The organism is Geodermatophilus tzadiensis, assembly GCF_003002915.1.
In the GTDB taxonomy this organism is placed as follows: Bacteria; Actinomycetota; Actinomycetes; order Mycobacteriales; family Geodermatophilaceae; genus Geodermatophilus; species Geodermatophilus tzadiensis.
On record NZ_PVTG01000020.1, the window covers coordinates 17,935 to 32,358 of the forward strand.

Annotated in this window: 13 protein-coding genes; 4 read left to right on the forward strand and 9 right to left on the reverse strand. The window is 75.7% G+C overall.

The features are described from left to right. Positions 1 to 47: 47 nt before the first annotated feature. From LY71_RS20685 to LY71_RS20690, 3 genes are all read left to right on the forward strand, one after another. Positions 48 to 809: a class E sortase gene (locus tag LY71_RS20685; protein ID WP_106281312.1), complete on the forward strand. Its 762-nt coding sequence runs from the start codon at positions 48 to 50 to the stop codon at positions 807 to 809. Between the two features lie 9 nt (positions 810 to 818). Beyond that, complete coding sequence (locus LY71_RS23615) at positions 819 to 983, forward strand: hypothetical protein (protein WP_091116277.1); 165 nt, start codon at positions 819 to 821, stop codon at positions 981 to 983. Between the two features lie 110 nt (positions 984 to 1,093). After that, entirely contained in the window at positions 1,094 to 2,221 is a 1,128-nt protein-coding gene (locus LY71_RS20690) for an NDMA-dependent alcohol dehydrogenase (RefSeq protein ID WP_106281314.1), read from the forward strand. Positions 2,222 to 2,296: 75 nt separating this feature from the next. Here LY71_RS20690 and LY71_RS20695 read toward each other — a convergent pair whose 3' ends face one another. After that, a complete protein-coding gene (locus LY71_RS20695) occupies positions 2,297 to 3,997 on the reverse strand; it encodes an AMP-binding protein (RefSeq protein WP_106281317.1) in 1,701 nt (566 codons plus the stop codon). Positions 3,998 to 4,173: 176 nt separating this feature from the next. Here LY71_RS20695 and LY71_RS20700 point away from each other — a divergent pair, with 176 nt between their 5' ends. Then, on the forward strand, positions 4,174 to 5,049 hold the full coding sequence (locus LY71_RS20700) for a LuxR C-terminal-related transcriptional regulator (protein WP_170121427.1): 876 nt from the start codon (positions 4,174 to 4,176) through the stop codon (positions 5,047 to 5,049). Positions 5,050 to 5,056: 7 nt separating this feature from the next. Here LY71_RS20700 and LY71_RS20705 read toward each other — a convergent pair whose 3' ends face one another. The 8 genes from LY71_RS20705 to LY71_RS20740 form a co-directional block, all read right to left on the reverse strand. Then, the gene (locus LY71_RS20705) at positions 5,057 to 6,091 is read right to left on the reverse strand and encodes a nitronate monooxygenase (RefSeq protein ID WP_106281319.1); all 1,035 of its coding nucleotides are present in this window, start codon (positions 6,089 to 6,091) and stop codon (positions 5,057 to 5,059) included. A gap of 10 nt (positions 6,092 to 6,101) precedes the next feature. Continuing rightward, complete coding sequence (locus LY71_RS20710; RefSeq protein WP_106281322.1) at positions 6,102 to 7,982, reverse strand: AAA family ATPase; 1,881 nt, start codon at positions 7,980 to 7,982, stop codon at positions 6,102 to 6,104. A gap of 89 nt (positions 7,983 to 8,071) precedes the next feature. Beyond that, positions 8,072 to 9,211, reverse strand: coding sequence for an NDMA-dependent alcohol dehydrogenase (locus LY71_RS20715; RefSeq protein ID WP_106281324.1), 1,140 nt, complete (start codon positions 9,209 to 9,211; stop codon positions 8,072 to 8,074). A gap of 157 nt (positions 9,212 to 9,368) precedes the next feature. After that, positions 9,369 to 9,941, reverse strand: a complete 573-nt coding sequence (locus tag LY71_RS20720; RefSeq protein WP_106281326.1) for an MOSC domain-containing protein — start codon at positions 9,939 to 9,941, stop codon at positions 9,369 to 9,371. A gap of 71 nt (positions 9,942 to 10,012) precedes the next feature. Beyond that, positions 10,013 to 11,134 (reverse strand): XdhC family protein, encoded by a 1,122-nt coding sequence (locus LY71_RS20725; RefSeq protein ID WP_106281328.1) that lies wholly within the window; start codon positions 11,132 to 11,134, stop codon positions 10,013 to 10,015. 29 nt (positions 11,135 to 11,163) lie between these two features. Beyond that, on the reverse strand, positions 11,164 to 12,276 hold the full coding sequence (locus tag LY71_RS20730; protein ID WP_106281330.1) for a vWA domain-containing protein: 1,113 nt from the start codon (positions 12,274 to 12,276) through the stop codon (positions 11,164 to 11,166). Next, complete coding sequence (locus LY71_RS20735; RefSeq protein ID WP_106281332.1) at positions 12,266 to 13,183, reverse strand: AAA family ATPase; 918 nt, start codon at positions 13,181 to 13,183, stop codon at positions 12,266 to 12,268. The genes LY71_RS20730 and LY71_RS20735 overlap by 11 nt, the downstream gene beginning before the upstream one ends. A gap of 148 nt (positions 13,184 to 13,331) precedes the next feature. After that, the gene (locus LY71_RS20740) at positions 13,332 to 14,372 is read right to left on the reverse strand and encodes a PRC and DUF2382 domain-containing protein (protein ID WP_106281334.1); all 1,041 of its coding nucleotides are present in this window, start codon (positions 14,370 to 14,372) and stop codon (positions 13,332 to 13,334) included. Positions 14,373 to 14,424 lie beyond the last annotated feature (52 nt).

Consider the following 14,424-nt stretch of genomic DNA (forward strand, 5'->3'; position numbering starts at 1 on the left):
CCCAGTGTCGCCGACCGGCCGCGGGCGCCTGGCATCGTGGTCCGGCCATGGCAGACGCCCCTCCGGTCGCCCGCGCCGACGTGTGGCGCACGCTCGCGAGCGGCCTGGGCCAGACGCTGGTCACCGCCGGCGTCGTCCTGCTGCTGTACGCCGTCTACCAGCTCTGGGTGACCGACCTGTTCACCGCCCGCGACCAGGACCGGCTCGCCGACCGGCTGCGGACCGAGTGGACAGCGGCGCCGCCCGCCGGGGACCGGGCCCCCGCGCCCCCGGCGCCGGTGGGCGTGGGCGAGCCCTACGTCGTGCTGCACGTGCCGCGGCTGGGCGAGGACTGGTCGCGGGTGGTCCTGGAGGGCACCACCGAGGACCAGCTGTCGCAGGGACCGGGCCACTACGTCGGGACGGCGGCCCCGGGCGAGCCGGGCAACGCCGCCTTCGCCGGGCACCGGGTGGGCCGGGGCTCGCCGTTCCTCGAGCTGGACGCGGTGCGCCCGGGCGACCCGGTCGTGGTCGAGACCGCCGACGGCTGGTTCACCTACCGCGTGCTCGGCGACCCGGTCTCCGGCGACGTGACGGCCGACCCCAGCGGCATCCCGGGCGTCGAGGTCGTGGCGCCGTCGCGGACGGAGGTCATCGCGCCGACCCCGGGCGCCCCGGGGGCCGGGCCCACCGGCGCCTACCTGACCCTGACCACCTGCCACCCGCGGTACTCGGCGCAGCAGCGGCTGGTCGTGCACGCCGTCCTCGACGGTCCCGGCGTGACGAGGGCGCAGGCACCCGACGGGCCGCCGGCCCTGACCGAGGGCTGAGGAGGAGCGGTGTACCGCTGGATCTGGCGCTCCCTGCCGGGCGGGACGGCGACCCGCGCGGCGCTGTCGCTGCTGCTCGCGCTGGCGGCCTGCGCGCTGCTGCTGTTCGTCGTCTTCCCGTGGGTGGAGCCGCACCTGCCCTTCAGCGCGGTCACCGTCGACCCCGGGCGCTGACCGGACCCGCCCGCACTTGACGACGGTTCCGTCCCGAATGAGTCTGAGGCGCGGCGCACACGCGCCGGGAGCCCCGCCGACGAGGGCGGGGCCGGACGGAGGGACGAGGGTTGAAGACCAAGGGCGCGATCCTGTGGGGTGTCGGCGAGGAGTGGTCGGTCGAGGAGATCGAGCTGGGTGACCCGCGGGAGGGCGAGGTCCAGGTCCAGCTGGCCGCCTCCGGGCTGTGCCACAGCGACGAGCACCTGGTCACCGGCGGCACGCCGGTCGCGTTCTACCCGGTCATCGGCGGGCACGAGGGCTCCGGCGTGGTGACCAAGGTGGGCCCCGGCGTCACCGGGCTGCAGGAGGGCGACCACGTCGTCACCGCCTTCATCCCCGCGTGCGGGCAGTGTCCGCCCTGTTCGAAGGGCATGCAGAACCTCTGCGACCTGGGCGCCAACCTGCTGGCCGGGACGGCGATCTCCGACGGCAGCTACCGCGTGCAGGCCCAGGGCAAGGACGTCATCCCGATGTGCCTGCTCGGGACGTTCTCGCCCTACATCACCGTGCACCAGGCCTCGGTGGTCAAGATCGAGCCCGACATCCCGCTGGAGATCGCCGCGCTGGTCGGCTGCGGCGTCACCACCGGGTGGGGCTCGGCCACCAGGGTCGCCGACGTCCGCCCCGGGGAGAACGTCGTCGTCATGGGTGCCGGCGGCGTCGGCATGAACGCCGTCCAGGGGGCGGCCGCGGCCGGCGCCAAGCGGGTCATGGTGATCGAGCCGGTGGCCCGCAAGCGCGAGTGGGCCATGGACCTGGGCGCCACCCACGTGTTCGAGAGCGCCGAGGAGGCCACCGAGAAGGTCAACGAGCTGACCTGGGGCCGGATGGCGGACAAGACGATCATCACCGTCGGCGACATCCAGGGCGAGGACGTGCAGACCGCGCTCAGCCTCACCGGCAAGGGCGGCCGCGCCGTCGTCACCGGCATGGGCAACGCCGCCAACACCGACGTCAAGCTCAGCCTGTTCGAGCTGACCCTGCTGCAGAAGGACCTGCAGGGCGCCATCTTCGGCGGGCTGGCCCCGCGGGCGGCCATCCCCGAGCTGCTCGGCCTCTACCAGGAGGGCCAGCTCAAGCTCGACGAGCTGGCCACCACGAAGTACTCGCTCGAGGACATCAACCAGGGCTACCAGGACATGCGCGACGGCAAGAACATCCGCGGGATGGTCGTCTACACCGACGCCGACCGCTGAGCCGAGGGGTTCCTCCCCGCGCGGTCGTGCTCTGCCCCCAGGTGGAGGCAGAGCACGACCGCGCCGGCGGACACCTCAGCTCCCCCGCAGCTCCGGGAAGTCGGTGTCGGCGTAGTCGGTGCCGGTGCCCCGCGGCGCCAGCTCCGCCTCGCGCTCGCGCAGCTCGACCCGGCGGATCTTGCCCGAGATCGTCTTGGGCAGCTCCGCGAACTCCACCCGTCGCACCCGCAGGAACGGCGCCAGCCGCTCGCGCGCGTGCCGCAGCACCGCCAGCGCCGTCTCCGGCCCCGGCTCCCAGCCCGGCGCGAGGGTGACGTAGGCCTTGGGCACGGCGAGCCGCACCGGGTCGGGCACCGGGACGACGGCGGCCTCGACCACCGCCGGGTGCTCGATGAGCACGCTCTCCAGCTCGAACGGGCTGATCTTGTAGTCGCTGGCCTTGAAGACGTCGTCGGTGCGCCCGACGTAGGTGATGTAGCCGTCGGCGTCCCGGGTCGCGACGTCCCCGGTGTGGTAGTAGCCGCCGGCCATCGCCTCGGCCGCCCGCTCGGGATCGCCCTGGTAGCCGGTCATCAGGTTCAGCGGCCGCTGCGAGAGGTCCAGGCAGATCTCGCCGTCGTCCCCCTGCTGCCCGGTGATCGGGTCGACCAGCACCACGGGCACGCCCGGCAGCGGGCGGCCCATCGAGCCCGGCCGCACCTCCGCGCCGGGCGGGTTGCCCACCAGGGCCGTCGTCTCGGTCTGGCCGTAGCCGTCGCGGATGGTCAGCCCCCACTGCCGGCGCACCTGCTCGATGACCTCGGGGTTGAGCGGCTCGCCGGCGGCGATGACCTCCCGCAGCTGCCCGGGGCCGCCCGAGAGGTCGGCCTGGATGAGCATCCGCCAGACCGTCGGCGGCGCGCAGAAGGTGGTGGTGCCGGCGTCGCGGACCCGGGTCAGCACCGCGCTCGCGTCGAAGCGCTTGTAGTTGGCGAGGAAGACGGTGGCCTCGGCCGCCCACGGGGCGAAGAAGCAGCTCCACGCGTGCTTCGCCCAGCCGGGCGAGCTGATGTTGAGGTGCACGTCGCCGGGCTGCAGGCCCAGCCAGTACACCGTCGACAGGTGCCCGACCGGGTAGCTGACCTGGGTGTGCTCGACGAGCTTGGGCCGGCTGGTGGTGCCGCTGGTGAAGTAGAGCAGCAGCGGGTCGCCGGGCTCCGTGCCCGGGTGGCCGAGCGGTGCGTCCGGCGCGCCGGCGGAGTCGGCGTAGGGCGCCCAGCCGGCGGCCTCGCCACCGACGACCACCCGGCCGTAGTCACCGGGGACGTCGGCGAACTTGCCGGCCTCCGCGACGTCGGCGACCACGTGCCGGGCGCCGGTGCGGCCGATGCGGTCGGTGAGGTCGGCCGGCGGCAGCGCGGTGGTGGTCGGCATAATCACCGCGCCGAGCTTCATCACCGCGAGCATCGACTCCCACAGCTCCACCCGGTTGCCGAGCATGAGGACGACGCGGTCCCCCCGCTGCACGCCGCGCTCGCGCAGCCAGGCGGCCACCTGGTCGGAGCGGCGGGACAGCTCGGCGAACGACCAGCGGCCCTCGGCGCCGTCCTCCTCGCTGATCACCAGCCCCGGTCGGTCGACGCCGCGGGCGATCTCGTCGAACCAGTCGACCGCCCAGTTGAACGGCCCCTCGATGGCCGGCCAGCGGAACTCGGCGGCCGCCCGCGCGGGGTCGCCGCGCAGCGCGAGGAGCTGGTCGCGGGCGGCGCGGTAGGCGGAGGTGGCGGTGCCGGGCATCGGCGCTCCTCGTCGTCGGGGGGTGCGGACCGGTGCATGGTCCGCCCGGCCCCGGGCGCGCCACCACCCCCGTTCGCGCCGGTCGGCCGGGGGTCACCGGCGCCGCGGGGCGGGTCCATGACCTGCGGTAACGTGACCGCGGTCACTGGCGTCGCCGCCGAGCGAGGAGGTCCTGGGTGTCCCTGCCGGCAGTCGCGCGCCCCGACGACCGCGACGCGCTGCGCGCCGCCGTCCGCGAGGTCCGCGCCGGCTCGGGGATGAGCGTGGCGTTCGCCGGGCCGGTGGGCACCGACAGCGTCCGCATCGAGGAGATCGTCGGCGCGCGCACCGGGTACCTGCGCGGGCTGGACGTGCGCTCGGGTGCAGGGCTCGGCGGCCGGGTGCTGCGCGAGGGCCGGCCGGCCGGCGTGGAGGACTACTCGAGCGCGCTCGACATCACCCACGACTACGACGGCCCGGTGCTGGCCGAGGGGCTGTGCACGGTGGCCGCCGCCCCCGTGCTGGTCGGGGGCCGCCCGCGGGCGGTGCTCTACGCCGCCAGCCGGGAGAACGGGGCGGTGGGCGACCGGGTGCGCGAGGCCCTGGGCCGCGCGGCGGCGCGGATGGCCGCCGAGCTCGCCGTCCGCGACGAGGTGGACCGGCGGCTGGCGCTGATGGCCGCGGCCTCCTCCGGCCCCCCGGCCACCGAGGACCCCGTCCGGTGGGAGGAGGTGCGCGCGGTGCACGCCGACCTGCGGCTGGTCGCCCAGGCCACCGAGGACGCGGCGCTGCGCGACCGGCTGCTCGCCGCCTGCACCCGGCTGGCCGCACTCGGCGGCGGCAGCCGGGAGGAGGCCGCGCCGCACCGGACCGTGCCGGTGCACCTGTCCGGCCGCGAGGTCGACGTCCTCACCCAGGTGGCGCTGGGCTGCAGCAACCGGGAGGCCGCCGCCCGGCTGTCGCTGCGGCCGGAGACGGTGAAGAGCTACCTGGGCTCGGCGATGACCAAGCTCGACGCGCACACCCGCCTGGAGGCCGTCGTCCGCGCCCGCCGGCTCGGCCTGCTGCCCTGACCGGCGCTCAGCGCGCGGCGGCGCGGACCAGGGCGGCGTGCGCGTCGTCGGCCAGCCGGCGCACCAGCTCACCGGCGGGCCGCGGCTCGACGAGCCGGTAGGCCTGCCCGGCCCACAGGTTGACGCCGTCGGCGTCGCCGGCCGTCCGGGCGGCGGCGCGCAGCGGCGTGGTCAGGTGGTGCACCTGCGGGTAGGCCGACGGGGCGGTGGCGGTGTGCTCGGCGAGGAAGCGGTTGACCAGCCCGCGGGCGCGCCGGCCGCTGAAGGCGCGGGTCAGCGCCGTGCCGGCGGATCCGGCCAGCGCCTCGCGGTGCGCGTGGCCGGTGCCGGCCTCGGGGCAGGCGAGGAACGCCGTCCCCAGCTGCGCCGCCTCCGCTCCGGCCACCAGCGCCGCGGCCACCGACGGACCGTCGACCAGCCCGCCGGCGGCGACCATCGGCAGGTCCGCGGCCCGGGCGATCAGCCGCAGCAGCGCCAGCAGCCCGTACTCGCCCTCCCCGTCGTGGTCGCGGAACCCGCCGCGGTGCCCGCCGGCCTCCACGCCCTGCACGACCAGCGCGTCGGCGCCGACGTCGCGGGCGGCGACCGCCTCCTCGGGCGTGGTGACGGTGACCAGCACCAGCGCGCCGGCGTCGTGCAGCGCGGCGACGACGTCCGGGCGGGGCAGGCCGAAGGTGAACGACACCACCGGCACCCGTTCCTCCACGCAGACGGCGACCTTCGCCTCCCACGCGTCGTCGTCGGCGCGGGGCTCGCCCAGCTCGACGCCCCACCGGTCGGCCTCGGCCCGCAGCTCGGCGGCGTAGCGGCGCACCGCCTCGTCGTCGCCGGGCGGACCGGGCAGGAAGACGTTGACGCCGACCCGCGCGCCGGTCAGCCCCCGGACGGCCCGGACGTCCTCGCGCACCGCCTCCGGCGTCCGGTAGCCCGCGGCGAGGAAGCCGAGCCCGCCGGCCTCCGACACCGCGGCGGCCAGCGCCGGCGTCGACGGCCCGCCGGCCATCGGGGCCTGCACGATCGGTCGCGTCAGCTCCAGCACCACGCGGCCATCCTCACCCCAGCAGGCGGGTGAGCGCCGGGCCCAGGTCGCGCACCGTGCGCACCATCTGCGCCGTCCCGCCGCCGCGGGCGGCCAGCGACCGGGCGGCCTCCTCGGCCTCGGGGGTGGGCAGCGGGCAGAGCACGTGCAGCCGGTCGAACCCGCCGAGCGCCGACTCGGGCGGGTCGCCGGTGGTGTGCAGGCAGTCCGACAGCAGGACGACGACCCGCTCGTCGGCGACCTCGGTGGCCAGCTGCCGGCGCGCGGCGCGCAGCGCACCGGCGAGGTCGGTCATGCCGTGGCCGCGCAGCGTCAGCAGGTGGGTGACGACGTCCTCGGCGGCCCGCCGCTGCCCCTGCCGCTGCACCACCTCCACCTCGCGGCCGAAGGTGATCAGGCTGGTGTGCAGCCGTTCGTCGCCGGTGAGCACGACACCGGCCGCGGCCACCGCGGCGATCGCCACGCCCAGGCCGGTCATCGACCCGGACGTGTCCACGGCGAGGCAGACCGCGCGCCGGAGCCCGGTCCACCGGCGGGTGACCAGGTCGCCGGGCTGCAGCGGGGTGCCGAGGTCCCAGCGGTCGAGGGTGCGGTCGAGGTCGAGGTCGCCGTCCCCGTGCCGGTCGGGCACCAGCCGGCGGGTGCCGCGGGTGCGCGTGCGGCCCACCCGGCCGACCTGGAGGAACACCCGGCCGGCCAGCCGCCGGGCGGCCGCGCGCAGCTCGCGGTCGGTGGCCGCGGCGAGGTCGGTGAGGAGTGCGGCCGCGGCGTCGGCGTCCTCGGCCATCAGTGCGGCGAAGGCCTCCTCGTCGAGCTCGCCGACCTCGGGGCTGACCTCTGCGAAGGACTCGTGCCGGGCGGCCATCTCCCGGCGGCTGGTCTGCCGGCGGGTGCTGCCGCCGCGGCGGTCGCGGCGCAGCGCGGACGCGGAGTCGGTGCCCGCCGGGGACTCCGGCGGGCCCTCACCTTTTCCCTGACCACCCGCGTCCGCGGGTGCGGCGTCGGGCCGGTCGGCGTCCGGCTCCTCGGGTGGCGGGGCGGTCTCGGGCCAGACGTCGTCGAGGATGTCGTCGATGACCGCCTCGGGCGTGCGCTCCACGCCGTCGGCGACGCGGATCCGCCCCGACAGCGCGGCGTAGGCGGCGTCCCGGGCGGTCTCGCGGGCGCCCTCGGCACCCAGGCCCGACTGCCCGCGGACGTCGAGCAGGCCGCCGAGCAGCAGCACCAGGTCGGTGGCGCCGCGCACCGAGGAGCCCATCCGGACGTCGCGGTGCTCGCGCGAGGCGCGCACCAGCCGGACGGCGAGGCCGATGAGCGCCGGCGGCGCCCCGGTGACCGCGCCGACGATCGCCCGCTCGGCGGCGGCGTCCTGGTAGCCGAGGACGACGCGGCACATCCGGTCGGCGATGGCCTGCCCGACGCGCGCGGTGCCGATGGCGTCGAAGGGGTTCATCGCGGCGATGAGCCGGAAGCCCGCGGCCGCGCGCACGTGCCCGAGCCGGGGCACGGTGATCTCGCCCTCGGTGAGCACCGTGATGAGGACGTTGAGCGTCTCCTCGGGGATGCGGTTGAGCTCCTCGAGGTAGAGCAGCCCGTGCCCGCGCATCGCCGTCAGCAGCGGCCCGTCGGTGAAGCTCGCGGGCACGTAGCCCTCGGCGAGGACGGCGGCGGGGTCGTACTGGCCGATCAGGCGGGCCGGCGTCAGCTCGGCGTTGCCCTCGACGAAGACGACCTCCTGGCCGGCGTCGGCGGCGATGGCGCGCAGCAGCGTCGACTTGCCCGTGCCCGGCGGCCCCTCGAGGACGACGTGCCGGTTGGTCCGGAGCGCCACGGCGAGCACCTCGCGCTCCCGCTGCAGCCCGATGACCGGGTGTGGCGCGGTCGGGTTCCCCACGCGGTTCCTCCCTCGGCTCCTGCCTCCACGGCGGACGGCGGAGGCCTGCACACCGGCCCGTGCCGACCAGTGTGCAGGCCTCGGGGAGGTCAGGCCGGGGCGCCCTCCAGCGGCGGGGTGTCGTAGACGATCACGCCGCGGATGTTCTTGCCGTTGACCAGGTCCTCGTAGCCCTCGTTGACCTGGTCGAGGGTGTAGGTCTTGGTGATCAGCTCGTCGAGCTTGAGGTCGCCGGACTGGTACAGCTCGATCATCTTCGGGATGTCGTGGAACGGGTCGCCCGAGCCGAAGAGGCTGCCCTTGACCGTCTTCTCGAAGAGCGTGAGCAGCGAGCTGCTGAGCTCGATGTTGTTCTTCGTGGGGTCGGCCAGGCCGGTGATGACCGCCGTGCCGCCCTTGCGGATGGTGTTCACCGCGTCGGTGACCACCTTCGCGTCGACCACGCCGACGGTGATGATCGCCTTGTCCGCCCCGACGCCGCGGGTCAGTTCCTGGACCAGCTCCTGCGCCTCCTCGGCGGTCTCGCAGCTGTGCGTGGCGCCCAGCTGCTCGGCGGCCTCCCGCTTGTTGGGCAGCGGGTCGACCGCGACGACGTTGCGGGCCCCGGCCAGCGCCGCACCCTGCACGCTGTTGATGCCGATGCCGCCGATGCCGTAGATGACGATCGTGTCGCCGGCCTCGGTGGCCGCCGCGTGCACCGCCGACCCCCAGCCGGTGGGGACGCCGCAGCCGATGAGCACGACCTTGTCCAGCGGCAGGTCGGGGTCGACCTTCACCGCGGAGTTCTCGCTGATGACGGCGCGCTCGGAGAACGTGCCGAGCATGCACATGCCGCCGTAGTCGTTGCCGTCGGCGTCGTGGAACCGGAAGGTGCCGTCGGGGAGGTTCCCGACGAGGATCGACGCGCCCATGTCGCAGAGGTTCGACTTGCCCGTCGAGCACCAGCGGCAGTGGCCGCACACCGGCAGGAACGAGCAGACGACGTGGTCCCCGGGCTGCAGCCGGGTGACGCCCGGGCCGACCTTCTCGATGACGCCGGCGCCCTCGTGCCCGCCGACGATGGGGAACTGCGGGACGATGTCGCCGTGCCGCAGGTGCTCGTCGGAGTGGCACAGGCCGGCGGCGACGTAGCGGATGAGCACCTCGCCGGCCTTGGGCTCGTCGAGCTCCAGCTCGGTGATCTCGAACGGCTGCCCGGTGTCGCGCAGGACGGCTGCCCTGGTCTTCATCGATCCTCCAGTCCCCGGCACCAGCCGTACCGGATCTGCTACGCGGACGCTGCCCGGTCGCACGGCTCGTGGAGCGCCTGGGCGACCCGGCGCCATCGTCGGCCGGGGGTGTGACCGCGACCACCCCCGGACGGGGGTGCCCCGGGAGCGCAGGACCTCAGCGGCGGCGCGGCAGGACCCGGTGGGCCTCCCCCGCCCGCGCCGGGTCGAGCGGGACGGCGCAGGTGAGCACGGCCGGACCCAGCCGCAGCACGCCGTCGGTGAGCGGGGCGCAGCGCACGCCGCCACGGCCGCGCATCCCCCGGTGGGCGCCGGGTGCCAGCACGGTGTCCAGCCAGGCGCACGGGTTGGCCGGACGCCCGCCCTGCAGCAGCACCGCCCCCTCGCCGCAGTCCAGGGCGAACCGCTCGTCGCGCAGCGCCTCGACCTGCGCGCCGCGCAGGACGACGTTGCGGCGGGTCAGCAGCGGGTCCAGCGGGCCGGTGCCGAGCTCGGCGGCCAGCGCCTCCACGGACTCGGCGGCCAGCACGGTCACCGCGGCGTCCCGGTGCGCGGGCCGGCCGGCGTAGCGGTCCCCCACGACGCCGTGCCCGGCCCGCACCTCGACCCGCTCGACCCGGTCGCCGTCCTGGGGCGGGACGACGCCACCCGGCCGCCCGTCGTAGCGGTGCGCCGGCGAGACCAGCAGCCCGACGACCTCGACCTCGTGGACGTACGAGGGCTCGGTCACCGACCCGCCGTCCGGCCCCTCGGCAGGGTCCCGCCGCGAGCCTGCGAGTGGTGGGGGGGCCGAGGGGTCCTTCACCTCTCGGCGGTGCGGTGGATCGGGCCCTCCGTGCCGGTCAGCCGCTCACCCGTGCCACCCCACCGCCCGGCGATGATCTCCGCGGCGATCGACACGGCGGTCTCCTCGGGCGTGCGGGCGCCGAGGTCCAGCCCGATCGGCGAGGACAGCCGCGCCAGCTCGTCCTCGGCCAGCCCGGCCTCGCGCAGCCGGTCGAGCCGCTCGTCGTGGGTGCGCCGCGAGCCCATGGCGCCCACGTAGGCCACCGGCAGCCGCAGCGCGACCTCCAGCAGCGGGACGTCGAACTTCGGGTCGTGGGTCAGCACGCACAGCACGGTGCGCTCGTCGATGCGGCCGGCGTCGACCTCGGCCTGCAGGTAGCGGTGCGGCCACTCGACGACCACCTCGTGCGCGTCGGGGAACCGGCGGGCGGTGGCGAACACCGGCCGCGCGTCGCACACGGTCACCCGGTAGCCGAGGAACGACCCGACCCGGGCGACGGCGGCGGCGAAGTCGATGGCGCCGAACACCACCATCCGCGCCGGCGGGGCGAACGAGGACACGAAGAGGGTCAGCTCGTCGCCGCGCCGCTCGCCGTCGTGGCCGTAGGTCAGCGTGCCGGTGCGGCCGGCGGCGAGCATGCCCCGCGCGTCGTCGGCGACGGCGTCGTCGAGACGCTGCAGGCCCAGCGTGCCGGAGCTGCGGTCGGGCCAGAGCACCAGCCGCCGGCCGATCCGGTCCGCCGGCCCGCGCACCACGGTGACGACGGCGACCGGCTCGTGCCGGCCCACCGACTCGGCGATCTCGCCCAGCTCGGGGAAGGACTCGCGCGACACCGGCTCGACGAAGACGTCGAGGATGCCGCCGCAGGTCAGGCCGACGGCGAACGCGTCGTCGTCGCTGACGCCGTAGCGCTCCAGCGTCGGCACGCCGGTCTCGACGACGTCCTTGGCCTCCTCGTACACGGCGCCCTCCACGCAGCCGCCGGACACGCTGCCGACCGCCGTCCCGTCGGGACCGACCAGCATGGACGCCCCGGCCGGCCGCGGCGCCGAGCGCCAGGTGGCCACCACCGTCCCCATCCCGACCGTCTCCCCGGCCTGCCACCAGCCGACCAGGTCGTCGAGCACGTCACGCACCGTCGTCCACCTCTCTGTCGCCCGCCTGCTCAGGCACGGGAGATCACCCCCGACAGCTCCTCGAAGGCCGCCAGGCTGTGCCCGGCGACGAACGCGTCGACCGCGGGCAGCGCGGCCTGCATGCCGGCGGTGAGCGGCTCGTAGCCGGCGCGGCCCTTGTGCGGGTTGACCCAGACGACGGCGTGCGCGAGCCGGCGCAGCCGCGCCATCTGCTCGCCCAGCAGGTCGGCGCTGCCGCGCTCCCAGCCGTCGCTGCACACCACGACGACGGCGCCCCGGGCGGTGCCGCGCTGGCCCCAGCGGTCGAGGAAGGCCTTGAGCACCTCGCCGAGCCGCGTGCCGCCGGACCAGTCGGGGATGGCCTCGCCGCTGGCGCTCAGGGCCCGGTCGGGGTCGCGCAGCCGCAGCTCGCGGGTGACGCGGGTGAGCCGGGTGCCCACGGTGAACACCTCGGTCGACGCCGGCCGGGCCCGCACGGCCGCGTGCGCGAAGCGCAGCAGCGCGTCGGCGTAGGGCGCCATGGAGCCGGAGACGTCGACCAGCAGGACCACCCGCCGGGGCCGGGGCCGCGCCCGCCGGTGCAGCAGCCGGGTGACCTCCCCGCCGTCGCGCAGCGCCCGCCGCACCGTGCGCGAGGCGTGCACCGCGCCGTGCGGGGCGGCCCGACGGCGGCGGGACGCGCGCATCGGCGTGGCGGGCACCAGCAGCGCGAACAGCCGGCGCAGGTGCTCGCGCTCGGCCGGGGTGAGGTCGGCGACGTCGCGGTGCCGCAGCACCTCCTCGCCGCTGGCCTGCGCGGCCAGGTCGGGGGCGTCCTCGCCGTCCTCGCCGGAGCCGGTGCCGGGGTCCACCGGCGCGGAGGCGGCCAGGGTCGGCGGCTTCTGCGCGGCGGGGGTGGTGCGCCGGGGCGCCTCGCCGCCGAACCAGGCGGCGAAGGCGGCGTCGTAGCGGTCGAGGTCGTCGGGACCGGCGCACAGGGTCAGCCGGCCGGACCAGTAGACGTCGGTCGGGTCGAGCACGTCGAGCGCCGCGACCGCCGACAGCATCGCCTCCACCCGGTCCGGCGAGGCCGCGACCCCGGCGGACCGCAGCGTCCGCGCGAACCCGAGGACGACCTCGACGACGTCCCGCTCAGCCTCCACCGAACAGCGCTCCGCGGGCCAGCGAGTGCACCCGGTCGGTGTCCTCGCGGTACTTCAGCACCGCCCCGAGCGTGCGGGCGGCGAGGTCGGGGTCGAGGTCGCGGGCGCCGAGGGCGTGCAGCGCGCTGGCCCAGTCCATCGCCTCGGCCACCCCCGGCGGCTTGAGCAGGTCCAGGGTGCGCAGCTTCGCCGCCGCCCGGGCCACCTCGCGCGCCAGCTGTTCGGTGACCTCGGGCAGCCGGGTCCGGAGGATGGCGACCTCACGGTCGAAGTCGGGGTGCTGCAGCCAGTGGTAGAGGCAGCGGCGCTTGAGCGCGTCGTGCACCTCGCGGGTGCGGTTGGAGGTGAGCACCACCAGCGGGGGGACCTCCGCGTGCACGGTGCCGAGCTCCGGGATCGAGATGGTGAAGTCCGAGAGCACCTCGAGCAGGAAGGCCTCGAACTCGTCGTCGGCACGGTCGACCTCGTCGACCAGCAGCACGCTCGGCGAGTCCTCGAGGGCCTGCAGCAGCGGGCGGGCCAGCAGGAAGCGGCGGTCGTAGAGGGAGGCCTCCAGCCGCTCGGTGTCCCCGGTGGCGTGCGCGGCCTCGGCGGCGCGCAGGTGCAGCAGCTGGCGGCCGAAGTCCCAGTCGTAGAGCGCCTGGCTGGCCTCCAGGCCCTCGTAGCACTGCAGCCGGTACAGCGGGCGGCCGGTGACCTCGGCCAGCGCCCGGGCCAGCGCCGTCTTGCCGACGCCCGCCTCGCCCTCCAGGAACAGCGGCCGGCGCATGACCAGGGCCAGGTAGGCGGCGGTGGCCAGGCCCTCGTCGGGCAGGTACCCGGTGTCCCGCAGCGCGGCGGCCAGCGCGTCGGGCCCGTCGAAGGGGGCGCCGGGCGCGGACGACGGGGCAGCCGTGGTCTCGGTCACGCCGCGAGCATCCCACCTCGGGCGCGGGGCGACCCACCGCCGGTCGGGCAGGTGCCCTCCCTCACACTGCGCGACGGCCGGCCGGAGGAGGTCCTCCGGCCGGCCGTCGCGGTCGGGTGCTGTGGATCCCTCCCGCAGGAGGGGCCGCTCAGCGGCCGATCTTGCCGTCGTTGTCGCGGTCGAGGGCGTCCTTGGCCTTCTGCACCAGGCCGCGGTCGTCGTGACCGGTGGTCCCGGTGGTGGTGCCGGTCCCCGCCACGCCGGTGGTGCCGCCGTCGACCTCGATCTGCTCCTTGCGGACGTCGCCGCTCACGGTCTCCTGACCGGTCACGGTCTCGGTGTCCAGGCGCACGCGCTCGACCGGGGTGGCCTCCTTGGAGACGACGGGACGCTCGGCGTGCAGCGTGACCTCGTGCTCCTCCTCGGAGATCGTCGGGCCGTCCATGGCGTTGGGCATGTTGGCCTCGGTGATCGGCTCGCGCTCGACCCGCACCTCCTCGCGCGAGACCGGCACGGTCTCGGTCACGTTCTCGGTCACGACGTACTTGCGCAGCCGGGCGCGACCGGCCTCGACGCGCTGGGTGCCCACCTCGAGGTGCTCCTCCGAGCGGGTCATCGCGTTGTCGGTCGTCGGGCCGGAGGTGTCGTGGCCGACGGTGCCGGCCCGGTTCTCCATGCGGTCGGGGATGCCGTCCCGGTCGCGGTCACCCAGGTGACCGGCGGTGCCCGTGGTGGTCCCGGCGGTGCCCGTGGCCATCCCGGCGGTGCCGGTGCCCGCGGTGGTCAGGTCCTGGTCGCTGCGGGACTGGTCCATCGAGTAGGTGCCCGCGGTGCCGGTGTCCGTGGTGGTCTGCGTGGTGGTCTGCGTCCCCGAGCCGAAGCCCAGGCCGTAGTACCGGTACAGCTCCTGCTCCTCCTGCGGGGACAGGTGGCCGTCGGTGTCGATCTTCGGGGCGTCCTTGACCTGGGCCTTGCTCACGTGGACGCGCAGGCCGTCGTTGGTCAGGTCCGCCTCACGGAGGGGGACGAAGGACTCCTTGGTGCCGAACAGACCGGTGCGCACCGTGGCCCACTCCGGCTGACCGGTCTCGTCGTCCAGGTAGACCTCCGAGACGGAGCCGATCTTGTCGCCCGACTCGTCGTAGACGTCCTGCCCGATCACACGGCTGATGGTGTCGGTGCCGATCATCGTCGTTGTCGCTCCCATCTGAGCTGTGGTGTAACGGTCGGGTGGATGGGTG